Raw genomic sequence first — 21,875 nt, 5'->3', positions numbered from 1 at the left:
CTGCCTGCCGCCGCCTGCCGCTGCGCTGCCGCCGGCGGCCTCAGTGGCAGGGCTCGCGCCTGCGGTATTCTTTCGGCATGATGCCCTCGGTGCGCTTGAAGAGCCTGGAAAAGTAAGGCACATCGTTGAATCCGCTAAGGAAGCACACATGTTGTATGGGCAGGTCTTTGCGCCTGAGCAGGTTTTTTGCCACGCTGATGCGCCGTGCGTTGACAGCCTCGATGAGCGTCTTTCCGGTGTGGCGGCGGAAGAAGGTGCACACGGCCGGGCGGTTCATGCCCGCGTGTGCGGCAATGTCGCCTATGGTGATGTTGCGGTTGTAAGTAGCTGTTCAAAATTAACCGATACAATAGACCTTGCAGGTGTCCTTTATATCTTTGCCACCATCTTGTGTGCTCTTTCGGGCCGCATACCAAAGTCTCATCGGTCGCGTAGCCCGCTACGCTCTCTCTTCGGACTTTGGCATGCATCTCCGAAATAGCGCACAATTTGATGGCAATTAATTTTGAACACCTACTTAGTTGCAGTTTATGTAGACCCTGATGCGGCCCAGTCGCTGTTCCACGTCGTCGGCCATCCTGCCCACGCTTCTCTTGCCGTCGTTGCCGGCAATGTCTAAGAGCATCTGCTGGAAGGCCACCATGCGCCGGGCGTCGGCCATCTGCGCCATTTGCGCCATCAGCGCCGACAGCGTGGCGAGCGCCCTGCCGCCGAATGCCACCGTGTCGGGGTGCCGGTGGCCAGCCTCACCATCGCGGCCATCTCGTCAGAAAGGCTTGAGATGCGCTCAAGCAGACTGTTGCTGAAAAACAGGCTCATGCACTCTATCTCGCTGTAGCTGCTGTCGAAGGACCAGCAGTGGGGCATGTCGGGCTGCACCATCACCACCTCGCCGGGGCCGAACGGTTAGCACACCGTGCCCATGGTGCGCATGCCGCTGCCGCGCACCACGTAGGATGTTTCCCACTCGGGGTGTTCGTGCAGCCCTATCTGCTCGTCGGGGCGCACAGCCATGTGTATGAAGCCGAACTCTTTCATGTGATGTGCAAAGATAATGCTTATCGAGTGAATGGCAGGCTAATATATGGCAATAATTAAAAACGATAGGGCAAATATATTAAGTAGCTGTTCAAAATAAACCGATACAATAGACCTTGCAGGTGTCTTCCATATCTTTGCCACCATCTTGTGTGCTCTTTCGGGCCGCATACCAAAGTCTCTTAGGTCGCGTAGCCCGCTACGCTCTCTCTTCGGACTTTGGCATGCATCTCCGAAATAGCGCACAATTTGATGGCAATTAATTTTGAACACCTACTTACAACTGCGCCCGTTAACTTTGCAGCGCCAATCTTGCTAAACGTCAAAAGCAATGAACAAGAGCGTATATCTGTCATCGAAGCCCCGCTACGAGATTCTCGACGGGCTGTGCGGGGTGGCCGCCGTGCTTGTGGTGGCCTACCATATATTGGAAAACTACTTCGGACTGGGCGCCGCCCACCCGCCCCGCCGGGCCGCCCCTCGGCGCTTGGCTGCACGCCCCGGCCGCGGCGTGCAGGCCGCCTTGGGGCCCGTTGGCCCCTACCCCGCCGTCTGGCCGCGGCGCCTGGCGGCGCGCATGGTCTGCAGCACCACGCTGAGCACCACCATGGCAATGCCCGCGTAGAACGATGCGTTGAGCTCCTTGGACTCGCCGAAAAACACAAAGGCAATGATGATGGTGTAGCAAGGCTCAAGGTTGTAGGTAAGGTTGACGGTGAAGGCCGACAGCCGTTTGAGGGCCATTATCTGCAGAAGGTAAAGCCCCACGGTGCAGAACAGCGCGTGGCATAGCATCCACCACAGGTTGCCGCCCTCGGGCACTACCGCCACAGGGCCCTCGGCGGGGAATGCCATGAGGTAAACGGGTATGACGGCCGTGGTTCCCGCCAGTCCGCCGCACATCTGGTACATGAGCATGGTGCGCGACTTCACCCCCTCGCCCACTTTCTTGTTGAGTATGGCATAGAGCGAGCACATGGCCGCCGAGGCCACCCCAATCATGATGCCGTAGCGGTAGCGCGTGTCGAACGAGAAGATGCAAAGCAGCCCTCCCACCGTGATGAGCGACAGGGCCAGCTCGGCCCACGACACGCGGCGGCGGAAGATGGCCGGCTCGAAGATGGCCGTGAAGAAGCTCATGAGCGCTATGCACACCACGCCGATGGATATGTTGCTGGCCTTTATCGAGCCGTAGAACAGCATCCAGTGCAGCCCCAGCAGCGTGCCGCAGCCGGCTATCTGCAGAAACTTGCGCCACCCCACCCGCGGAAAGCCCACAAACACCATCAGTATGAGCGACGAGAAGAGCATCCGGTACCATACTATGTCGACCTCGTTGAGCGTTATCAGCTTGCCGAACAGGCCCGTGAATCCGGCCAGCACCACGCTAAGGTGCAGCCAGGCGAAAGCCTGGCGCATGTCTTTCTTTGATTCCATAAAACGACTGTTGCCTTGTTTCGGGCTGCAAAATTAATAATATTCCGCGACAGCGGCCACTTTGCGGCCACCTATTTTCATGCCAGGCAGGGCGGGCCGGGCCTGCGGCCGTCAGCTTTCACCTGTGCCTTGGGCCATTCTTTCGGCGTGTGCCTCGAGCTCGGCCCGGCTCTTGCTCTGCGTCACCATGTACACCCCGAGAAACACGAGGGCTATGGCCATCACCTTGACTATGTTGAACGACGAGGTGCCCCAGTAGAACACCACGATGCCCGTGGCCATAATGGGCTGCACATAGCAGTACATGCTGGCCACCGTGGGGCGCAGGTGCTTCTGCCCCACGGGCGAGAGCAGGTAGCATACAAACGTTGCCCCGACAACGATGAAGGCCAGGGCTGCCAGCAGGCCGGCGCCCATGCCGCCCCACTCGAGCGCAGCCAGGTCGGTGTATGAAAAGGGGATGATGCATATCGACGAGTATGTGAACATCCACTTCATGAGCGTTACGGGCGAGTAACGGCTTATGAGGCCCTTGAATACCACCAGGTATGACGCGAAGCACACCTCGGCCGCTATGCATATAATGTCGCCCCAAACGTTGCCGTCTTGCGCCGTCGCCGAGCCGCCGTTGCTCACTATGAGCATCAGTGCGCCCACGGCGCCCATGAAGATGCCCGTAACCTTCTTGGCCGTGACGGGCTCCCTGAGGTAGAAGGCGGCTATGACCATGGTGAAGATGGGCGTGCTCGTGGATATGATGGAGGCGTCGACGGGCGACGTGAGGCCCAGCCCAACGGTGTAGACGCCCTGGTTGAACACTATGCCGAGTAGCGCGGCGAAGAACAGACGGAGCAGGTCGTGGTGGTCTACGTGCTCGGGCTTGGCAAAGAGCGAGGCCGCCCAGAACAGCGCAGCGGCCCCTATGATGCGGATGTTGACAAGCAGCACCGGAGTGATGGCGCTGCCCAGGAACACAAATTTGGTGACGGGCGACATCAGGCCCCACATGAAATTGGCGGCGAACATGGCGCCGTGACCCTTCAGTTCGTTTCTTTCCATATTGTAAGTAGTTGTTCAAAATTAACCGATACAATAGACCTTGCAGGTGTCCTCTATGTCTTTGCCACCATCTTGTGTTCTCTTTCGGGCCGCATACCAAAGTCTCATCGGTCGCGTAGCCCGCTACGCTCTCTCTTCGGACTTTGGCATGCATCGCCGAAATAGCGCACAATTTGATGGCAATTGATTTTGAACAACTACTTAGTCTTTGTTAACCACAAATCGCTCATTACCCCGACGTGGCCGTGCTTTTGTTGCTTTTGGCGGCTTTACAAGCGCTTGCGTCATGTTGTGGACAGTTTTACGTGAGCTTTGCCTCGGCGTGGCGGGCTCTTCCACAGTCAAAGGCGGCGGCCTGTATGCGCCGCAACAGCGCTGAGTCACTTAGGCCTCTGATAGCCGGTAGGAGTTAAAACGGCGCAAAATTACGCATAATGCAATGCCTGTTGTTGTATAAATCAGACTATGTTTTGTATCTTTGCGCCATGAAACAAGAAAACCTTTTCATGCCGTTCGAGGTGAGGGTGCGCCATTACGACAGGTTTCCCACTGCCGAGCACCAGCACTCTTTCTTCGAGCTTTGCTACATAGCGTCGGGCAGCGGCGAGTTTGTGTCGGGCAGGCGGCGCTGCAACTTCGGCCGCGGGTCGGTGTTCTTCGTTAGGCCTTACACCAACCACACCTACCGTCTTGACGGCATGTGCGACATCATCTACGTGCAACTGTCCGACCAATACATAGTCCGCGCCCTCAGCGCGGCCGAGAAAGAGAGCCTGGAGGCCTGTCCATCGCCCGACATGTCGGCGCTTGTGAGCCCTGCCGACGCCCGCCGCCTGGCCCTGGTGATGGAGTGTCTGGGCAGCGAATGCACAGCGCCGTCGTATGGCACGCAGCGCATAGCCTCGTGCCTGATAGACAGCGTGCTGGCCATCTGTGCCCGCAGCGCGAGGCAGGTGGCCGGCGAGGCGCTGCGTCAGGCCGACTCGGAGAGCAAGATGATGGCCATGCTGCAGTTCATAAGGCTTCATCTCGACAATCCCGACATGCTCAGGGCCGCCAGCCTTGGCAGCAGGTTCAACCTGGCCGCGAGCTATATCGGCAAGTTCTTCAAGGCCCACACGGGCGAGAGCCTGAGCCGGTATGTGGCCCAATGCCGCGTGAGGGCCGTCGAGGAGCTGCTCGCCCACACCGACCTTCGCGTGGGTGAGATAACGCTCAAGACGGGTTTCACCGACGACAGCCACCTGACGCACACCTTCAAGCGGGCCACGGGGCTCACCCCGATGGAATACAGGAGGCGACTGTATGCCTCGCCCTCGGCCGTAGGTGTTGCCGGGGCCCGCGGCGGCGGGTCCGCCGGGCAGCGTTGACGGCGGCGGCGTGACTTTATGCCTGGCGCTGCCACGGCCTTCATTTTGGCAGTGGCATTGTCCTTGTATGGATTATTTTTAGTAACTTTGCCACAGCCATCGGCCCGCGGCCCGGCCCAGAGCCGGCCGGCAAAGGCCCGCGGCATGGTGGCGTGGCCGCGCAAGCAATGCGCCTGCGGGCACAGTATAAAGCAAGAAAAGAGTGAATGATGACAAACAGACTGGTAAAAACAATGAATGGCCGGCAGCGCTCTGCTGAGGGAACGGCCTATGCAATACTGTTCACCATAGGCACGTGCCACCTGCTGAACGACATGATACAGTCGGTCATACCGGCCCTCTACCCGTTGCTCAAAGACAAGTATGGATTCACTTTCGCCCAGATAGGCATCATAACGCTGGTGTTCCAGACAATCTCGTCGGTGCTCCAGCCCTTCGTCGGGCAGTATGCCGACCGCCACCCGCAGCCCTATTCGCTCGCGGCGGGCATGTGCTTCACCCTCTTGGGGCTCGTGGCGCTGGCCTTCGCACCGGGTTTTGCGCCCATACTGCTGTCGGTGGCGCTCATAGGATGCGGCTCGTCGGTGTTCCATCCCGAGGCGTCGCGCGTGGCGCAGATGGCCTCCGGCGGCCGCAAGAGCCTGGCTCAGTCAATCTTCCAGGTGGGTGGCAACGGCGGCAGCGCCGTAGGCCCGCTGCTCACGGCGCTGATAGTGATACCCTTCGGGCAGCATGCCGTGGGCTGGTTTGCGCTGGCCGCCCTGGTGGCCGTGGCGCTGCTGGTGCGCATAGGCCGCTGGTATGCGGGCATGATTGCCGCCATCAGGAGCCGACGGGCGCAGAGGGCGGCAGCCGCGGGCACGCTGCCTAAGGCCAAGGTGCGCGCGGCCATGGGCATACTCGTGCTGATGATATTCTCGAAATACTTCTTCAACGCCTGCATGACGAGCTATTTCACGTTCTATCTCATCGACAAGTTCGGGGTCAGCGTGCAGCAGTCGCAGTACTGCCTGTTTGCATATCTCGCGGCGTTTGCGGCCGGAACGCTTCTCGGGGGCTTCATGGGCGACCGCTACGGGCGCAAGTATGTCATACTGTTCTCCATTCTCGGGTCCGCCCCCTTCACCCTGGCCATGCCCTACACCGGCCTCGGCTGGACCATATTCATGGCCGTGATGTCGGGCCTTGTCATTGCTTCGGCCTTCTCGGCCATTGTGGTCTACGCCACCGACCTGATGCCCGACAAGGTGGGAATGGTGGCCGGCATCTTCTTCGGGCTTATGTTCGGCCTCGGAGGCATAGGCTCGGCGTTCTTCGGATGGCTGGCCGACGCCACGAGCATCGACTACATATTCAAGGTGAGCACGTGGCTGCCGCTGATGGGCGTGATAGCTTTCTTCCTGCCCGACGTCAGGCCCGGCAGGGCGGCGTGACGGGCATGGGTAGCCCATGAGCGTCGGCGGACGGCCGAAAAAGACCGGCACGGGGCCACTTTATCTGCCGGAGCATGGCTCTGTCTCGGTTATTTTGCTTACCTTTGCCATTCGCAAGGCAGCCTGGAAAGGCGTAAACCAAACAACGACAGTAAAGAAATGGAACTTCTAAAGCAGCGCATTTTGCAGGATGGAAAATGCTACCCGGGGGGCATACTCAAGGTTGACAGCTTCATAAACCACCAGATGGACCCTAACCTCATGATGGAACTGGCCCGAGAGATGGTCAGGATATTCGGCCGGAGGCCCATCAACAAGATTGTGACCATAGAGGCCAGCGGCATAGCCCCGGCCATACTCACGGGCTACCTGATGCAGCTCCCGGTGGTGTTCATAAAGAAAAAGCAGCCCAAGACGATGGACAGGATGCTCTCGGCCGTGGTGCACTCGTTTACCAAAGACCGCGACTACACCGTCTGCATCAGCGCCGACTTCCTCACACCGGCCGACCGCGTGCTCTTCATCGACGACTTCCTGGCCAACGGCAACGCCGCCAAGGGCGTAATCGACCTTTGCGCCCAGGCCGGCGCAAAGATTGAGGCAATGGCCTTCCTCATCGAGAAGGCCTTCCAGCACGGCGGCGACTACCTGCGCTCGGCAGGCGTAGACTACACCGCCCTGGCCACCGTCACAAGCCTCGACGACTGCAAGATTGAGCTGGAGTGAATGATGTTTATTGTTTGAATAGTCTCCAAAAATAAACGCAATGCGTAACGTTAATTTTCAACACCACGCATTGCGTTTATCAATAAAGTATGCTTTATATATTTATAAAACCATCCTGCCTCGAAAATTTAACCCAATCTGGTGGTGTTTTTATGTTTCCTTGCCCATATTACATATACTATATTGAAAGTAAAGAAACAGTATGGTATACTTAAGGGTAGAGTTATCTGGTAGACTTATTGCTATTTTGGACGTTAATGTCACATCTGTCAGGATTTCACAACGCGCTTTATCTTTTTTAGAATGTAATCGTCAATGCCTTTGCATTCATCGGTATGCTTTTCGGCATACCCATTCAAATATGACATAGTATCCTTTATATCTTGCAAAATTTCAGGCTTCAATATGGCATAGCAACGCATGTGTGATTCTTTAAAACCGTTTTGTTCTATCCATTCATTGTTTTTATAAAGATTAGCTAATGCCTCCTCTCTTGTATCACCGTCTTCGATGCCTAATACTTGCAGGCTTTCAAGTTCTTCACCACGGGGCGATATTGTATAGCCCTCGTCTGTATAGAATATGTATCTGCTCATGAGCATTTAAAGTATAAAGCCAAATGATTGCTTCTCTAACTCCATTTCATATTGCTTGACAAGGGCATCGTAACTTAGAAAAGCCACCCTTTTATCCATGCGCAGCTCATCGAAAGCATGAAAACGCATCTTTGCTTCAAATTCAGGCTTCCGGTTTATGTCGGCAACAATGACCATCCTTGCATGAAAATCCTGTAAGTCATTGAACTTTAACAAGGAATTCTGAATGTCTGTAGAATGCTCTATCTCAAAGAAAGAGTGCGGCATGTTGCGGTTGTTGAACCATATTGCATCTATGGTGGCACTGCGTTTAGTGAATTGTGGGTATGAATAAGGCGGTTGCTCGCTTAGCGTGGACAGCTCTTGCAGCCTTTTTCCATTGTAGAACTTCTTGTTTTTGTCTTGTTTGGGGATAAAGGTTTGCATGTTATGGTATTTTCCTATAATCAGCAGAATGCCTTGATAGTATGAATGATTAAACAGGGTGACGTCTTCCGCATTTTTGTTTTTATCTGTCTCCACCACCATTCCCCTTTCTTCTATCTGCTTTCTGTATTTCTCAAGCCCGTACAACCCGGGCCTAATCTTGTATATTCCATTTGTTGTTTGAACTATGCGGCGGATGCTTGCAAATGGCGTCTTGGTATTCCATTTGCAATCTTTTATCTTGAAAACCTCTCTGTTCAGTTCGCCTAAGGTGGCAACTCCTCCGAGTCTTTCGATAGTCTCTATTACAGCCTCGTATTGTTTCATGAATCCATATTTTGTGTATAATGGTCATTAAATACCTGTCTATAGCATTGAAACAGCCATGTGTGCCAACCCATTTTATGAAAGGTTTGGCTTTGGTCATTATGTTTTGTATGCTTTTATGAATGTTGCTCCACCCTACTTTCCCCCTACTATCTTCTTTATCTCGTTGAGTTTGTTGAGTGCCTCTACCGGGGTGAGGTTGTTGATGTCGAGGCCCAGTATCTCGTCGCGCACCTGGCAGAGCACGGGGTCGTCGAGTTGGAAGAAGCTCAGCTGCATGCCCTCGCGGCTGCCGGCCAGGTTGGCTATGGGCTTGCCGGCCGAGCCTACCTGCGCGTTGTCGGCTTCGAGCTGCTTGAGTATCACGTTTGCGCGTTTCACTATGCTGCGGGGCATGCCCGCTATCTCGGCCACGTGTATGCCGAACGAGTGCTCCGAGCCGCCGCGTTGCAGTTTCCTAAGGAATATCACCTTGCCGTCTTGTTCCTTCACGCTCACGTTGTAGTTCTTGATGCGCTTGAAGTTTTTCTCCATCTCGTTCAGTTCGTGGTAGTGTGTGGCAAAGAGCGTGCGTGCCCTTGCCCTTGGTTGCTCGTGCAGGTATTCCACTATGGCCCACGCTATGGATATGCCGTCGTAGGTGCTCGTGCCCCGTCCCAGTTCGTCGAAGAGCACGAGCGAGCGCGGCGACACGTTGTTGAGTATGTTTGAGGCCTCGGTCATCTCGACCATGAAGGTGGATTCGCCGAGCGATATGTTGTCGCTGGCCCCCACGCGGGTGAATATCTTGTCCACCAGGCCTATTTTCGCGCTCTCTGCGGGCACGAAGCAGCCCGTCTGGGCCAGCAGCACTATGAGGGCGGTTTGGCGCAGCAGGGCCGACTTTCCGGCCATGTTGGGGCCTGTTATTATCATTATCTGCTGCTGCTCGGCGTCGAGCCTTATGTCGTTGGGCACGTAGCTCTCGCCCGGCGGCAGCTGTGTCTCTATCACGGGGTGGCGCCCCTGCCTGATGTCTATCACGTCCGACGAGTCTACCTGCGGGCGCACGTAGCGGTGTTCCTCGGCCGCCTTGGCGAAGGAGAGCAGGCAGTCGAGCCTGGCCAGCAGGTTGGCGTTGATTTGTATCTGCGGTATGAACTCCTGCATGGCCATCACCAGTTCGCCGAAGAGCCTGGCCTCGAGTGCCAGTATCTTGTCTTCGGCCCCGAGTATCTTGTCTTCATACTCCTTGAGTTCCTGCGTTATGTACCTCTCGGCGTTGGCCAGCGTCTGCTTTCTCACCCAGTCGGCCGGCACCTTGTCCTTGTATGTGTTGCGCACTTCGAGGTAATAGCCGAACACGTTGTTGTATCCTATCTTCAGGCTGGCTATTCCCGTGAGCTCTGTCTCGCGCTCCTGTATGCGCATCAGGTAGTCCTTGCCGCTGTAGGCTATGTTGCGCAGCTCGTCGAGCTCGGCGTTAACGCCTGCGTTTATCACCCCTCCCTTGGCCACGAGCTGTGGCGGGTCGGCCGTTATCTCGCGCTCTATGCGCTGCCGTATCGACTCGCACAGGTTGAGTTGCTCGCCCACCCGCTTCAGCGCCTCGTTGTCTGCCGTTGCGCAGGCGGCCTTGATGGGCGCCACGGCCTGTAGCGCCACCTTGAGCTGGGCCACCTCGCGGGGCGACACGCGGCCCACGGCCACCTTCGATATGATGCGCTCCAGGTCGCCCACGCGGTGCAGCTGCTCGTCGACGCAACCGCGGAAGTCGGGCCGCCGGAAGAAATACTCCACCACGTCGAGCCGCTCCTGTATGGGTTTCTCGTTTTTCAGGGGGAACACCACCCACCGCCTGAGCATTCGCCCGCCCATGGGCGACACGGTGCGGTCTATCACGTCGAGCAGCGATGAGCCGTCTTCCTGCATGGGGCTTAGCAGTTCGAGGCTGCGCACGGTAAACTTGTCGAGCCTCACGTAGCGCTCTTCCTCTATGCGCGCCAGCGACGTTATGTGGCCTATGTGGGTGTGCTGCGTCATCTCGAGGTACTGCAGTATGGCGCCGCTGGCCACCACCCCGTTGTGCATGTGGTCTACGCCGAATCCCTTCAGGTTTTTCACGCCGAAGTGGCGCAGCAGTTTCTGCCGTGCTGTCTGCTCGGTGAACACCCAGTCGTCGAGCTCGAAGGTGAAGTATTTTGTGCCGAAGTGGCGCTCGAAGTCTGGCTTGCGGCCCCGCTCGTGCAGCACCTCTTTTGGCGAGAAGTTGCCCAGCAGCTTCTCCACATAGTCGGCGGTGCCCTCTCCCGTGAGGAATTCGCCTGTCGATATGTCTAGGAAAGCCACTCCGCAGGCGGCCCTGCCGAAGTGCACGGCGGCCAGGAAGTTGTTTTCCTTGTAGTTAAGCACGTTGTCGGTCATGGCCACCCCGGGCGTCACCAGTTCGGTGATGCCCCGCTTCACGAGCTTCTTTGTGAGCTTCGGGTCTTCCAGCTGGTCGCATATTGCCACGCGCTTGCCGGCCCTTACCAGCTTGGGCAGGTAGGTGTCGAGGGCGTGGTGCGGAAATCCGGCCATCTCTGTCTCCGTCCTTCCCCCTGCCCCGTTGCCCCTCCTGGTGAGCGTTATGCCGAGTATGCGCGATGCCGTCACGGCGTCTTCGCAGTAGGTCTCGTAGAAGTCGCCGCAGCGGAAGAGCAGCACTGCGTCGGGATGCTTCGCCTTGAGGTCGAAGAATTGTTTCATCATCGGCGTGAGCTCGTTGTTTTTCTTAGCCATTGTCGATATGTTTTTTTCTTTTCATAATCAGCCCGCCCCACCCTTTGGCCTCTGCGGCCGTGGTGGCTCTGTGCCTTTACTTTCACTGCAAAGTTACGCCAAAAGGATTGAAAAACAAAGGGCGTCGGTGTTTTTTTGTTGTTTGCCCGGGCTGTGGCGTGCCCTTGTCGGCGGTGTCTCTGTAGGTTCGGCGGCGGGCCTGGCGTGCGCCGGGGGCTGTTTGGGAGTGCCGTATGTGCCGTTTTGCGGGGCGAAACGGGCCGTTTGGCACACCCGGACGGCACGTCTTTCCATCTGCCTGTGCTTCAGGCAGTTGCAAGCAGGGTGTCTGGGCTTGTGGCAAGCGCATCGGGGTGGCTCACCGAATAAATCCTGGGGCTCTTTAGTAGTTAAGAAGTTGTTTTAGGGAGTTAAGGAGTTAGGGGGAGTAAAGGAGTTAAGACAATAGTTTTTCTTGCTATACTTATGGAGTTAAATGAAGTTAGGGGAGTTATATGGAGTTAGATGACAATAGCATAGACTGCCTTCCTGCAACGCGTTCCCCATGCTCCCAGGACACCCATGTTTCCAAATCTATTGTCTTAACCCCTTTACTTCCTAACTCCTTGACCCCAAAATAAATCCTAAACTATTGTCTGTACTCCTGAACTCCTGTACTCCTGAACTCCCACGAATATGCAAGCTATAGTCTTAACTCCTTAACTTCCTAACTCCTTAGCACCAAAATATATCCTAAACTATTGTCTGTACTCCTGAACTCCTGTACTCCTGAACTCCCACGAATATGAAAACTATAGTCTTAACTCCTAAAAAGCCCTGCATTTATCTGGTGGGCTCGCATACGAAAGGTGCGCAACCTTTCGGCTGCGCACCCTTGTCTTTGTTGTCTGTTTCGTTTTCGGGCATGGCCCGCCCCGCAACGCCTGTGTGGCGTTGCCGGCTATGGCGGGCACAGCCTGCGGCCTGCGGGGTGTCGTGTCACTTCACGATCACCTTCTTGCCTCCGATGATGTTCAGGCCCTTCTGGGGCTTGGCCAGGCGCTGTCCGTTGAGGTTGTAAACGGCTTCCTGTGCGTTCTCGGCCTCGATGCTGCTGATGCCGCTCACTGTCTCCTCCACGGCCTTGGTCGGGAAGAGTTCCTTAACCACGCTGCCGCTCAGCTTGGCTGAGCCGAGTATGCCGGTGATGGTGTACGTCTTGGTGTTGTCTGCCGTCGGGAACTCGATGCCGAGCTTGAACTTGTCGTACAGCATCATCTTGTTAACGCCGTCCTCGTCGGTGGCGTAGTAGTTGGTATACTTGCCCGAAACCTCCTCTGAGAGCTTCACGTTGCTTATCTCAACGAGGTCGCACATGTAGGTCTCGCCGTTGAGGTCGGCCACGGTCACCTTCTTGGCCACAGGCTCGCTGCCCTCTGTAACGGCCACTGTTGCGGCGTCGGTGCCCTCGTTGCTCACCAGCTCTGGCATGCCATTGTACGGTGAGTAGGTGCAAACGAGCGTGCCGTTGAGCATGCTTCCGGCCTTGGCTTCAATCTTGATGTTGTAGATGTCGATGGCTCCCGATGCGTCACGCACGAAGATGTCGCTGTTGGTGTTGCCGTTGTTCTCGTAAGAGTTGTAGTAAACCACCTGGGCGTCGGTCAGCGTCAGGGCCACCAGCGTGCCGGTCTCCTGCTGCTTCACGGCTGCGATGTCAGCGCAAACCACCGGGAAGGTGTATGTCTCTGTTGCCACGCCGCTCAGTGTTCCCTTGGCGTCGGCTGCCACGGCCTTCACCGTTGTGTTCTCGCTGATGTTGAGGGGCTCGGTGTAAACGGTGCTCTCTGCTGTCGGGGTTGTGCCGTCGATGGTGTAGTGGATGGTGCAACCGGCTGCTGCGGTGAGCGTTACGGTCTGCGGGGTGGTGTAGATGCCGCCCGGAACCGAGAATGCAGGTGCCTCTACCACGGCTCCGCCCTCGTCGGTGGTTATCTCCACGGAGTTGAAGTCAAACTGTCCGGCCTTGCCTGCGCCTTCGCTTCCGTATACGGCCTTGTCGCCAACGGTGAAGTCAACCACGGCCACGGGGGCGTCGGCAGTCCAAGTCACCTGGCTGTTGTCCATGTCGTAGGTCATCGTGCCCACGCTTGGGGTAATCTCGGCCTGGCGCTTCAATCCCTGCTTTGATATGGTGAACACCATCTTCTGCATTGCATTTGTGCTGTTTACGGTGATGGTGTTCTTGGCATAAAGGCGTATGTCCTTCGACGAGCCGTTCTGTGTGGGTGCCGTCTGACCGTTGTTTTTCACTGCCGTGAAGGCGTAGTTGCCAGATTCGAGTGTGAATCCGTCATCCGTCTTGGTGATTTCCAGTGTGGTGAAGTCCACGTTCTCTACAGCTGCGTTGATGCTTCCGCACAGGAGCATGAGCAGCCCGAATAATGAAAAGCGTAAAGTTTTTACCATAATAAGTAAGTTTTAAAATGTTGTTGATGTTTGTTTGATGTTATGTCATAACCGCAGCCTTACTGCGATTCGGATTTCCAACAGTTGCCCGAGCGCAGCTAATCTTATGCAAAGATTGCGCAAGAGAGAGGCAAGTGAGCTTGCTCACAGTTGCCCGAGCGCAGCTAATCTTATGCAAAGATACGGAAAATATTTATACGTTATGCCCATTTGCTGTTTAAAATGATGTTACACATGTTTTATTTGTGTTCTTTTAGCAGGTTTATGCTTTGTTTACCAATTGGCCGTACCGGCCCGGCTCACCGTGCGTAGGTAGGGTCGGGGCGGCAAGCCCAGGCGGAGTGTCGTGCCGCGAAGGCCTGTTGCGGCATTTCCGTCATTCCAGCCAAGCCATTCCGCATACCTTTCCTGCATGCCTCCTTCCGTTTTGTCGCGGCCCAGCCATCCGCGTCTTGGGCAAAGGCGGCGTCCGCCCTGTGGGTTGGCTGCAGGCGTCTGCTTGCATATCCATGGCCGTTTTGCAACAAAAAAATCAAGAAAAATGCAATTTGTCCGCAGTATTTTCATTGGTAATATATCATAACTAATGATGGAAAGGCAAACAGATTACACGGGAGAACTGTGCCGGCTTACCGATGCCGAGTTGGTGGGTGCGTGCCTCGACGGTCGCCGTGGAGCCATGGGCGAGCTATACCGACGCTACAGCGGAGCCATGTTCGAGTTGTGCAGGCGCATCACCGGCGACAGCGAGTTGGCGCGCGACGTGGTTCACGACGGCTTCATCATCGTGTTTTCGCGCCTCGACAGCCTGCGCCGCACCGACCGCTTGTACGGGTGGATGGCCCGCATCATGGCAAACCTCGCCCTGAAGCAGGTGGCCGACGCCACCCGACGGCGCCGGGCCGAGGCCGCCGTGGCCGTGGGGCAGGGCGGCGACAGCACTGCCGCCGACGTGCCGCTCGATGTGCTCCTGGCCATGGTCGACCGTCTGCCGCGGGCCTACGGTCTTGTGTTCCGCCTTGCCATGCTCGACGGCCTGGGCCATGACGAGATATCGCGGCTGGTGGGCATCAAGCCCAAGTCGTCGGCCTCAAACCTCGCCCGGGCCCGGGCCATGCTCCGCCTGATGGTCGACAGGTGGCGGCGCGAGGCCGGGTTGGCCGTCGTGGCCTTGCTGGCTGTGGTGTCGGCTTTGCTCCATCGCGATACAGCCAGGCGCCCGGCGGGTTTTGCCGGTGTCCGGGTGGCTCGCCATTCCGGGGCCGTTGCCGGTCAGTTGCCGGGCGGCTGCGGGGTGAGGGTGGGGCAGGGAGCGCCCTGCCGTGGCGCCGGTGGCCGCCATTCCCGGTCGCCACAGCCCTCCGCCCAGGTTGTGGCTGTGGGTCTGCGGCCGTTGGCCCCCGCACCGATAGCAGCCGCCGTGGCGCCCGTGGAGGCCCCGGGGCAGCTTGAGCCGCGCTCTGTGCAGCCCCCACAGCCGGCGGTGGGGCATGCCGCCCCGAGGCGCACGGCCCTGTCGCTGGGCGGGTCGGCCGCCGCCATGGCCACACGGCTGCTGGCCTCGGCCGCCGGCATGGGTACCGAGGCGGGCATAGGTTCGGCCACCAGGGATGCCCTTTCCACTTGGGAGGGGCTCAACCACTTCGTCACCTACACACCGCCCGAGGGCATGGACCCGCTCGAGCGCGAGGCCCTGATGCGCATAAGCATGATGAACAGCGGCACCATCATCACCCGCCGCACATATTCCCGGCCTGTCGCCGTGGGCCTGGCCGCCAGTTGGCAGCTGTCGGGGCGGTGGGCCTTGGAGACTGGCCTGAGGCTCACGCTGATGCGCTCTGAGGCCGTCACGGGCTCTTCAGACACCACCAACATCACCCGGCGCGACAAGGCCCTCTACATCGGCGTGCCGCTCAACGCCACCTATACCATAGCCGGCAGCGGCCCGCTGCGTTTCTATGCCACAGCCGGGGTGGCTGTGGACATGCCGGTGTGGCACACGTCGGCTGTAGACTACAACATCGACAATCGTCTCTTCTTCACCCGCCACGACGCACCGGGCCGACCCGCGGTGCAGCTGTCGGTGGGCGCCGGAGTGGGCGTGGGCTACGAGATTGCGCCCCGCGTAGAACTGTTCTTCGCCCCACGGGCCACCTACTACCTGCCTTCGGGGGGCACGCCCACGCTGTGGCAGCAGCAGAGGCTGCAACTGTCGTGGCCTGTGGGCATAAGGCTGAAATACTGACGGCAGCCGAAAATGGCGGCCCGGGCGGCGCAGTAATGCGGCCGATGGCATATCTATGTAAGTGTATAAACATTTTTCTGACAGATATGCAGACAAGACACAACGACCGCCGGCTCTACTTCGACGAGCTGGCGCTGACGGCCGGGCGGCATTTCATGCCGTATACCGACAAGTGGAGTGGGGCGGGGCCCGGAGTGAGGGTGCTCGAGATTGGGTGTGGCGACGGCGGCAACCTGCTGCCGTGGGCGCGCCGCGGATGCAGCGTGACGGGGGTTGACATCTGCCCCGGGCGCATTGCCGACGCGCGCCGCTTCTTTGCCGGCACAGGGCTTAGTGCCTCGTTCATGTGTGCCGACGCCACGGGGCTGCAGCCGCAGGGCCGGGGCTACGACCTGATAATAGCCCACGACGTGGTGGAGCACGTGGCCGACCGCCACAGACTGATGCTCGCCGTGGGCCGGCTGCTGGCCCCCGGGGGCGTGGCCTTTGTGGCCTTCCCGGCCTGGCAGATGCCTTTCGGCGGCCACCAGCAGATAGCCCGCAGCTCGGTGTTGTCGCACCTGCCTTTTGTCCATCTGCTGCCGGCGGCTCTCTACCGCGCCCTTCTGCGGGCCTTCGGCGAGAGCCGGGCCACCGAGGCCGAGCTGATGGCCATCAAGTCCACGTGCTGCACCATAGAGGTGTTTGAGCGCTGTGCGGCCCGGGCGGGCCTTGTCGTGGCCGACCGCTGCCTGTGGCTGGTCAACCCGCATTACGAAACCAAGTTCGGCTTGCGCCCGCGCCGCCTCTGCGCCCCGCTGGCAGCCCTGCCGTGGGTGCGCAATTTCTTCAGCACCAGTTGCTGGTATGTGCTCCGCCTGCCCACTGGCTGCGGGCAGCGGTAGGCTTGCTGTGGGCCGGGGCTGATGCTGTCTGGGCGTCGGCGCGGCAGCGGGGTGGGGCGGGGCTTGCTTTTTTACCATGGATTGAAGTCATTATTGTAATATTAATTCATAGTGTAAGGGTTGTTGGAAGGCGCGTGCTTTGTTTTGTTTTTTATTCCATGCCCCCAAAACTGCAGTGCTCTCACTGCGGCGTCTTGCCGGGTGCTTTGTTTCGCCGTGGCCCCATGCGTGCTACGGCAGGTCGCAGGTAAGTTGCCACTGCAGCGGCATGCTGTAGCTTTGATGCTCTAATGGCTGTAAGGCTTTGGTTTCTTTGTGGATATAGGGGCGGTAGGTGTTGTTTCGCAATCTTAACTGTTGTTTTTGAAACACATTGTTTTCAATGTGTTTTACATCCGTTTGGCATCTGTAGCAATGCGTTTCCGTTGTTTTTGCCTTTGCAAGGCGCTATTGTGAAAATGCCTTTCCTGCTTTATGTAGGCTGCGGCTTCTGGCTGCGTTGTTGCGCTTCAGGCTTGTTGGGTGAGTGCATTTAGTGTATGTTTTTTTTAGATATAAACTGCTCACCGGATAAATCCAGGGGCTTTTTAGGAGTTTTTTTAGGAGTTCAGGAGTACAGTAGTTCAGGAGTACAGACAATAGTTTAGGATATATTTTGGTGTCAAGGAGTTAGGAAGTTAAGGGGTTAAGACAATAGTTTTGGAAACATGGGTGCCCTGGGAGCATGTGGAACGTGTTGCAGTAAGGCAGTCTGTGCTATTGTCCTCTAACTCCATAACTCCCCTAACTTCATTTAACTCCATAAATATAGCAAGAAAAACTATTGTCTTAGCTCCTTAACTCCCTGTAGGCTTAAGCCCCCTATGTTTATCGGGTGTCCTCATATAAACTACCGCTGTCGCCGTGTGGTTTTGCAACATGGTTGTGTGCTGGCTGCCATGGCTTCAGATGGTACTGGTGGTGCAGTCCGGGTTGTTGTCCAGCGTGCGTCGCTTGGCATGGCTGATGTGGGTGTGGCGGGGTGGCGTGTTGTGTCAGGGTGGCGTTTGGGCGGCGCGTGGCATCTTGGCGTACTGGTCGTTTTGCAATGCAAAACGTGCCGTATCACACTCTGATACGGCACGTTTCGCAATGTCGTCTGCCCCGTTTGGCCATGCCGTGCGGCAGGGTGGGGCGGCAGGCTTGCCGACGGTCGGCGCGCTGGGTCAGTGGGCCTCGAGCCAGTTGGCGCCCCACCCGCAGTCGGCCACGAGCGGCACTTTCATGTCGAAGGCGCCCTGCATCTCCTCTATGACTATGCGCTCCACAGCCTCTTTCTCTTCTGGCAGCACGCTGAAGTTTAGTTCGTCGTGCACCTGGAGCATCATCTTCGAGCGCACCCCCTCGCGGGCAAAGCGTTCGGCAATGCGTATCATGGCCACCTTGATTATGTCGGCAGCCGTGCCCTGTATCGGGGCGTTGATGGCGTTGCGCTCGGCGAAGCCCCTCACCGTGGCGTTGCGCGAGTTGATGTCGGGCAGGTAGCGGCGGCGGTGGAACAGCGTCTCCACGTAGCCCTGCGTGCGTGCCTGCTCCTTTGCCTGCTCCATGTAGTCGCGCACCCGCGGGAATGTCTCGAAGTATCCGTCGATGAGCTGGCGCGCCTCGTCGCGGCTGATGTCGAGCCGCTCGGCCAGTCCGAACACGGTGATGCCGTAGATGATGCCGAAGTTGGCCCGCTTGGCCTTGGTGCGCTGGTCGCGCGTCACCTCGTCTATGCCCACCTTATATATCTTGGCCGCCGTGGCTGCATGTATGTCGTGGCCCTCGCGGAAGGCCTCGATCATGTTTTCGTCGCCGCTCAGGTGGGCCATCACGCGCAGTTCTATCTGACTGTAGTCTGCTGAAAAAAATAGACAGCCTGGCTCTGGCACAAAGGCGCGGCGTATCTCCTTGCCGTCTTCGCCCCTGACGGGTATGTTCTGCAGGTTGGGGTCGCTCGACGACAGGCGGCCGGTGGCCGTGACGGTCTGGTTGAACGACGTATGTATGTGGCCCGTGCGGGGGTTGATGAGCTTGGGCAGGGCATCGACGTAGGTACCGAGCAGTTTTTTCAAACCCCTGTGTTCCAATATGTCGGCCACAATCTCGTGCTTGCCGCGCAGCGTCTGCAGCACCTCTTCGCTCGTCACATACTGGCCTGTCTTGGTCTTCTTGGGCTTGTCGGTTATCTTCATCTCGTCGAAGAGCACCTCGCCCACCTGCTTTGGCGACGACACGTTGAACTCGCGGCCCGCCAGGCTGTGTATGCGCAGCTCGAGGTCGTTCATTCGCTTGGTAAGAATGTTTGACGTTTCGGCCAGCGATTCCGTGTCTATCCTCACGCCGCCGAGCTCCATCGAGGCCAGCACTGGCATCAGCGGCATCTCTATGTCGGCAAAAAGCGACGCCGCCCCTATGCGCCCCAGCTCGGGCTCGAGCTTGTTTTTCAGCATCAGGGTCACGTCGGCGTCTTCGGCGGCATACTCATACACCTGCTCCGGGGCGAGGTCGCGCATCGACAGTTGCTTCTTTCCCTTCGGGCCAATCAGTTCGTCGATGTGTATGGTGCGGTAGTGCAGGTAGACCTCGGCCATGAAGTCCATGTTGTGCCTGAGCTCGGGCTGGATGAGGTAGTGGGCTATCATGGTGTCGAACATGGGGCCGGCCAGCTTCACCCCGTAGGCTGCCAGCACCTCCAGGTCGTACTTAATGTTTTGCCCTATCTTCAGTATTTTCGGGTGCTCGTATAGTGGTTTAAATATGTTAACAATTGTTTGGGCTTGTTCACGTTCCGCCGGCACAGGCACATAATAAGCCTTGTGTTCCTCTACTGCGAAGCTCAACCCCACCAGTTCGGCCTCGATGGCTTGCGTAGAAGTGGTTTCCGTGTCCAGGCTGACGGCTTCTTTTGTCATGAAAAAGTCACGAATGGCGACCATATCATCCAGATTGTCAACGAGTTTATAGTCGTGTGCCACTGTTTTAATGCTGTCGTAGCTGGCGTTTTTTTGGCTTTCTTCACCGTCGGGCGTAAATTCTTCAAAGAGAGAAAGCTGCTGATTGTCGTTTTTTTGCTTGTTTTCAGTTTTTTTAATGATGCGGTTTGCGAGCGTCTTAAACTCCAGTTCGTCGTAGAGTTTCAGCAGTTTTTCCTCGTCGGGCTGTTCGGTGCGCAGTTCGTCGAGGTTGAGCTCTATCGGCACGTCGGTCTTGATGGTTGCCAGAAACTTTGAAAACTCAATTTGCTTGGCGTTGTCCTCCACTTTCTTTTTCAGCGCGCCCTTCAGCCTGTCGGTGTTGGCCAACAGGTTCTCCACTGTGCCGAACTCGGCTATCAGCTTTGCCGCCGTCTTCTCGCCGACGCCGGGGCAGCCCGGTATGTTGTCGGCCGTGTCGCCCATGAGGCCGAGCAGGTCGATCACTTCCGACGGTGCCGACAGTCCGTATTTGGCCTCCACCTCCTTGGGGCCCATCACCTCGTAGCCCGCGTCGCCGTGCCTGGGCCGGTACATGCTCACCCTGTCGCCCACAAGCTGGGCGTAGTCTTTGTCGGGAGTGAGCATGTATGTGTCTACCCCGGCCTCGGCGGCCTTGGTGGCCAGCGTGCCTATCACGTCGTCGGCCTCATAGCCGGGGGCTTCGAGTATGGGTATCCTCATCGCCCGGAGTATGTCTTTTATTATTGGCACGGCCTTCTTGATGTCTTCGGGCGTGGCCTCGCGCTGCGCCTTGTACTCGGGGAAGGCCTCATGGCGGAAGGTTGGCCCGGCAGGGTCGAAGGCCACGCCAATGTGCGTGGGCCTCTCTTTGGCCAGAACTTCGTTGAGCGTATTGACAAATCCCATTATTGCCGACGTGTTCAGGCCCTTCGAGTTGATGCGGGGGCTCTTGATGAAGGCATAATATGAACGGTATATCAGCGCGTATGCGTCTAAAAGGAAGAGTTTATCCATTTTTCTTTGGTTTTTTCAGCGTAAAATTACAAAAATAATTCCTATATCCCGATAATTTCACTAATTTTGTATCAAATTTCAGAGGATGGACTATTTATCGCTGATTAGAAAGCCGATTGAGGGTGATTTGGGCGATTTCAACGCTCTTTTCGACCACTCTTTGTCGCATACAGACGGCATGCTCTCGCAGGCTCTGGCCCATATAAGGCAGAAGACCGGCAAGCGCATGCGCCCTATGCTCATACTGCTCATGGCCCGCAACTACGGCGCCGTGACCGACTCTACGCTCAATGCCGCCGTGGGCCTCGAGCTGTTGCACACCGCCAGCCTCGTGCACGACGACGTGGTCGACGAGAGTGGTGAGCGCAGGGGGCAGGCATCTCTCAATGCCACTTACAACAACAAGGTGGCTGTGCTTGTGGGCGACTACCTGCTGTCGACGGCGCTGCTCCACGTGGCATACACCGGCAACAAGCAAATAGTGCAGTATCTGGCCGAACTGGGGCGCACGCTGGCCAGTGGCGAGATTCTGCAGCTGTCGAACATACGCAGCCAAGGCATCTCGGAAGACGTTTATTATCAGGTGATTAGGCAGAAAACGGCTGCCCTGTTCGAGGCTTGCTGCGCCATTGGGGCGCTCTCGGCCGGTGCAGCCGAGGCAGACATCGTGGCGGCCAAGGAGTTTGGCTGCAACCTCGGCATGATATTCCAGATACGCGATGACATTTTCGACTACTTCGAGTCGGCCGACATTGGCAAGCCCACCGGCAACGACATGGCCGAGGGCAAGCTGACGCTGCCCGTGATATATGCCTTGAACACCGTGGGCGACGAGGCCATGTTTGCCCTGGCCCGCAAGGTGAAGGAGGGCACGGTGACTGCCGATGAAATCGCCGTTTTAGTGGATTTTACCAAGAAAAACGGCGGCATTGAGTATGCCCAGAGGCGTATGGACGAGCTGCGCATGCAGTGTGATGCGTTCATACGCGGCTCGGTGGGCGACAGAGAGATAGGCGATGCACTCACGGCATACGTAGACTTCGTAATAAGGCGCACAAAATAGTGCGCCTTTTTTGTTTATCCACAAGCTTCGTGACATCGGTGCGGCTGTGCCGGAAGCCCCGTCGAGGTGCATGGCGGCTGCTGCCGCAG

Annotated in this window: 18 protein-coding genes; 7 read left to right on the top strand and 11 right to left on the bottom strand. The window is 57.3% G+C overall.

Features of this window, described 5'->3' with window-relative positions:
- Nucleotides 1-40: 40 nt before the first annotated feature.
- The 4 genes from H6B30_RS00610 to H6B30_RS16510 all read right to left on the bottom strand — a co-directional run bounded on the left by H6B30_RS00610 (nt 41) and on the right by H6B30_RS16510 (nt 1,038).
- The gene (locus H6B30_RS00610) at nt 41-295 is read right to left on the bottom strand and encodes a helix-turn-helix transcriptional regulator (protein WP_338088924.1); all 255 of its coding nucleotides are present in this window, start codon (nt 293-295) and stop codon (nt 41-43) included.
- Nucleotides 296-517: 222 nt separating this feature from the next.
- The gene (locus H6B30_RS00605) at nt 518-679 is read right to left on the bottom strand and encodes a hypothetical protein (RefSeq protein ID WP_205106860.1); all 162 of its coding nucleotides are present in this window, start codon (nt 677-679) and stop codon (nt 518-520) included.
- Complete coding sequence (locus H6B30_RS00600; protein ID WP_205106858.1) at nt 679-888, bottom strand: hypothetical protein; 210 nt, start codon at nt 886-888, stop codon at nt 679-681. Before H6B30_RS00600 ends, H6B30_RS00605 begins: the two co-directional genes overlap by 1 nt.
- An 18-nt stretch (nt 889-906) precedes the next feature.
- Nucleotides 907-1,038, bottom strand: coding sequence for a cupin domain-containing protein (locus tag H6B30_RS16510; protein ID WP_262896790.1), 132 nt, complete (start codon nt 1,036-1,038; stop codon nt 907-909).
- 331 nt (nt 1,039-1,369) lie between these two features.
- Between H6B30_RS16510 and H6B30_RS00595 the strand changes: the two genes are divergently transcribed.
- Nucleotides 1,370-1,663 carry a hypothetical protein gene (locus tag H6B30_RS00595; RefSeq protein ID WP_205107148.1) on the top strand — a complete coding sequence of 98 codons (294 nt, stop codon included), beginning with the start codon at nt 1,370-1,372 and terminating at the stop codon, nt 1,661-1,663.
- Here H6B30_RS00595 and H6B30_RS00590 read toward each other — a convergent pair.
- Both H6B30_RS00590 and H6B30_RS00585 read right to left on the bottom strand, forming a co-directional pair.
- Nucleotides 1,579-2,457, bottom strand: a complete 879-nt coding sequence (locus H6B30_RS00590; protein ID WP_205107129.1) for a DMT family transporter — start codon at nt 2,455-2,457, stop codon at nt 1,579-1,581. The genes H6B30_RS00595 and H6B30_RS00590 overlap by 85 nt on opposite strands.
- Before the next feature lie 129 nt (nt 2,458-2,586).
- A complete protein-coding gene (locus H6B30_RS00585; RefSeq protein ID WP_205106857.1) occupies nt 2,587-3,534 on the bottom strand; it encodes a DMT family transporter in 948 nt (315 codons plus the stop codon).
- A gap of 485 nt (nt 3,535-4,019) precedes the next feature.
- Here H6B30_RS00585 and H6B30_RS00580 point away from each other — a divergent pair, with 485 nt between their 5' ends.
- From H6B30_RS00580 to xpt, 3 genes are all read left to right on the top strand, one after another.
- Nucleotides 4,020-4,904 (top strand): helix-turn-helix domain-containing protein, encoded by an 885-nt coding sequence (locus tag H6B30_RS00580; protein ID WP_205106855.1) that lies wholly within the window; start codon nt 4,020-4,022, stop codon nt 4,902-4,904.
- 209 nt (nt 4,905-5,113) lie between these two features.
- On the top strand, nt 5,114-6,337 hold the full coding sequence (locus H6B30_RS00575) for an MFS transporter (protein ID WP_439116949.1): 1,224 nt from the start codon (nt 5,114-5,116) through the stop codon (nt 6,335-6,337).
- A 159-nt stretch (nt 6,338-6,496) separates the two neighbouring features.
- Nucleotides 6,497-7,063, top strand: coding sequence for a xanthine phosphoribosyltransferase (gene xpt, locus H6B30_RS00570; RefSeq protein WP_205106853.1), 567 nt, complete (start codon nt 6,497-6,499; stop codon nt 7,061-7,063).
- Between the two features lie 269 nt (nt 7,064-7,332).
- Here the strand turns inward: xpt and H6B30_RS00565 are convergent, their stop codons facing one another.
- From H6B30_RS00565 to H6B30_RS00550, 4 genes are all read right to left on the bottom strand, one after another.
- Nucleotides 7,333-7,659 (bottom strand): hypothetical protein, encoded by a 327-nt coding sequence (locus H6B30_RS00565; RefSeq protein ID WP_205106851.1) that lies wholly within the window; start codon nt 7,657-7,659, stop codon nt 7,333-7,335.
- A gap of 6 nt (nt 7,660-7,665) precedes the next feature.
- A complete protein-coding gene (locus tag H6B30_RS00560) occupies nt 7,666-8,412 on the bottom strand; it encodes a type II restriction enzyme NmeDI-related protein (RefSeq protein ID WP_205106849.1) in 747 nt (248 codons plus the stop codon).
- 135 nt (nt 8,413-8,547) lie between these two features.
- On the bottom strand, nt 8,548-11,172 hold the full coding sequence (gene mutS, locus H6B30_RS00555; RefSeq protein WP_205106847.1) for a DNA mismatch repair protein MutS: 2,625 nt from the start codon (nt 11,170-11,172) through the stop codon (nt 8,548-8,550).
- Between the two features lie 978 nt (nt 11,173-12,150).
- Nucleotides 12,151-13,620 (bottom strand): chitobiase/beta-hexosaminidase C-terminal domain-containing protein, encoded by a 1,470-nt coding sequence (locus tag H6B30_RS00550; RefSeq protein ID WP_205106845.1) that lies wholly within the window; start codon nt 13,618-13,620, stop codon nt 12,151-12,153.
- 586 nt (nt 13,621-14,206) lie between these two features.
- Between H6B30_RS00550 and H6B30_RS00545 the strand changes: the two genes are divergently transcribed.
- Nucleotides 14,207-15,865 (top strand): sigma-70 family RNA polymerase sigma factor, encoded by a 1,659-nt coding sequence (locus tag H6B30_RS00545; protein WP_205106842.1) that lies wholly within the window; start codon nt 14,207-14,209, stop codon nt 15,863-15,865.
- An 86-nt stretch (nt 15,866-15,951) separates the two neighbouring features.
- Nucleotides 15,952-16,749, top strand: a complete 798-nt coding sequence (locus tag H6B30_RS00540) for a class I SAM-dependent methyltransferase (RefSeq protein ID WP_205106840.1) — start codon at nt 15,952-15,954, stop codon at nt 16,747-16,749.
- A 1,205-nt stretch (nt 16,750-17,954) separates the two neighbouring features.
- On the opposite strand, the gene polA is transcribed toward H6B30_RS00540, so the two are convergent.
- Nucleotides 17,955-20,723, bottom strand: coding sequence for a DNA polymerase I (gene polA / locus H6B30_RS00535; RefSeq protein ID WP_205106839.1), 2,769 nt, complete (start codon nt 20,721-20,723; stop codon nt 17,955-17,957).
- An 85-nt stretch (nt 20,724-20,808) separates the two neighbouring features.
- Here polA and H6B30_RS00530 point away from each other — a divergent pair, with 85 nt between their 5' ends.
- On the top strand, nt 20,809-21,786 hold the full coding sequence (locus H6B30_RS00530) for a polyprenyl synthetase family protein (RefSeq protein WP_205106837.1): 978 nt from the start codon (nt 20,809-20,811) through the stop codon (nt 21,784-21,786).
- Nucleotides 21,787-21,875: the final 89 nt, after the last annotated feature.

The organism is Marseilla massiliensis, from assembly GCF_016899955.1.
In the GTDB taxonomy this organism is placed as follows: Bacteria; Bacteroidota; Bacteroidia; order Bacteroidales; family Bacteroidaceae; genus Prevotella; species Prevotella intestinigallinarum.
Note: the sequence above shows the minus strand (reverse complement) of the source record. Positions and strands in the feature narration are given on the sequence as shown.

Bases quoted from the DNA above. Each gene is read 5' to 3' on its own strand.
- mutS (WP_205106847.1), bottom strand. From the start codon at position 11,172: ATGGCTAAGAAAAACAACGAGCTCACGCCGATGATGAAACAATTCTTC.
- H6B30_RS00550 (WP_205106845.1), bottom strand. From the start codon at position 13,620: ATGGTAAAAACTTTACGCTTTTCATTATTCGGGCTGCTCATGCTCCTG.
- H6B30_RS00565 (WP_205106851.1), bottom strand. From the start codon at position 7,659: ATGAGCAGATACATATTCTATACAGACGAGGGCTATACAATATCGCCC.
- H6B30_RS00580 (WP_205106855.1), top strand. From the start codon at position 4,020: ATGAAACAAGAAAACCTTTTCATGCCGTTCGAGGTGAGGGTGCGCCAT.
- H6B30_RS00530 (WP_205106837.1), top strand. From the start codon at position 20,809: ATGGACTATTTATCGCTGATTAGAAAGCCGATTGAGGGTGATTTGGGC.
- H6B30_RS00590 (WP_205107129.1), bottom strand. From the start codon at position 2,457: ATGCGCCAGGCTTTCGCCTGGCTGCACCTTAGCGTGGTGCTGGCCGGA.
- H6B30_RS00605 (WP_205106860.1), bottom strand. From the start codon at position 679: ATGGCGCAAATGGCGCAGATGGCCGACGCCCGGCGCATGGTGGCCTTC.
- H6B30_RS00595 (WP_205107148.1), top strand. From the start codon at position 1,370: ATGAACAAGAGCGTATATCTGTCATCGAAGCCCCGCTACGAGATTCTC.
- H6B30_RS00545 (WP_205106842.1), top strand. From the start codon at position 14,207: ATGATGGAAAGGCAAACAGATTACACGGGAGAACTGTGCCGGCTTACC.
- H6B30_RS16510 (WP_262896790.1), bottom strand. From the start codon at position 1,038: ATGAAAGAGTTCGGCTTCATACACATGGCTGTGCGCCCCGACGAGCAG.
- H6B30_RS00560 (WP_205106849.1), bottom strand. From the start codon at position 8,412: ATGAAACAATACGAGGCTGTAATAGAGACTATCGAAAGACTCGGAGGA.
- xpt (WP_205106853.1), top strand. From the start codon at position 6,497: ATGGAACTTCTAAAGCAGCGCATTTTGCAGGATGGAAAATGCTACCCG.
- H6B30_RS00540 (WP_205106840.1), top strand. From the start codon at position 15,952: ATGCAGACAAGACACAACGACCGCCGGCTCTACTTCGACGAGCTGGCG.
- H6B30_RS00585 (WP_205106857.1), bottom strand. From the start codon at position 3,534: ATGGAAAGAAACGAACTGAAGGGTCACGGCGCCATGTTCGCCGCCAAT.
- H6B30_RS00575 (WP_439116949.1), top strand. From the start codon at position 5,114: ATGACAAACAGACTGGTAAAAACAATGAATGGCCGGCAGCGCTCTGCT.
- polA (WP_205106839.1), bottom strand. From the start codon at position 20,723: ATGGATAAACTCTTCCTTTTAGACGCATACGCGCTGATATACCGTTCA.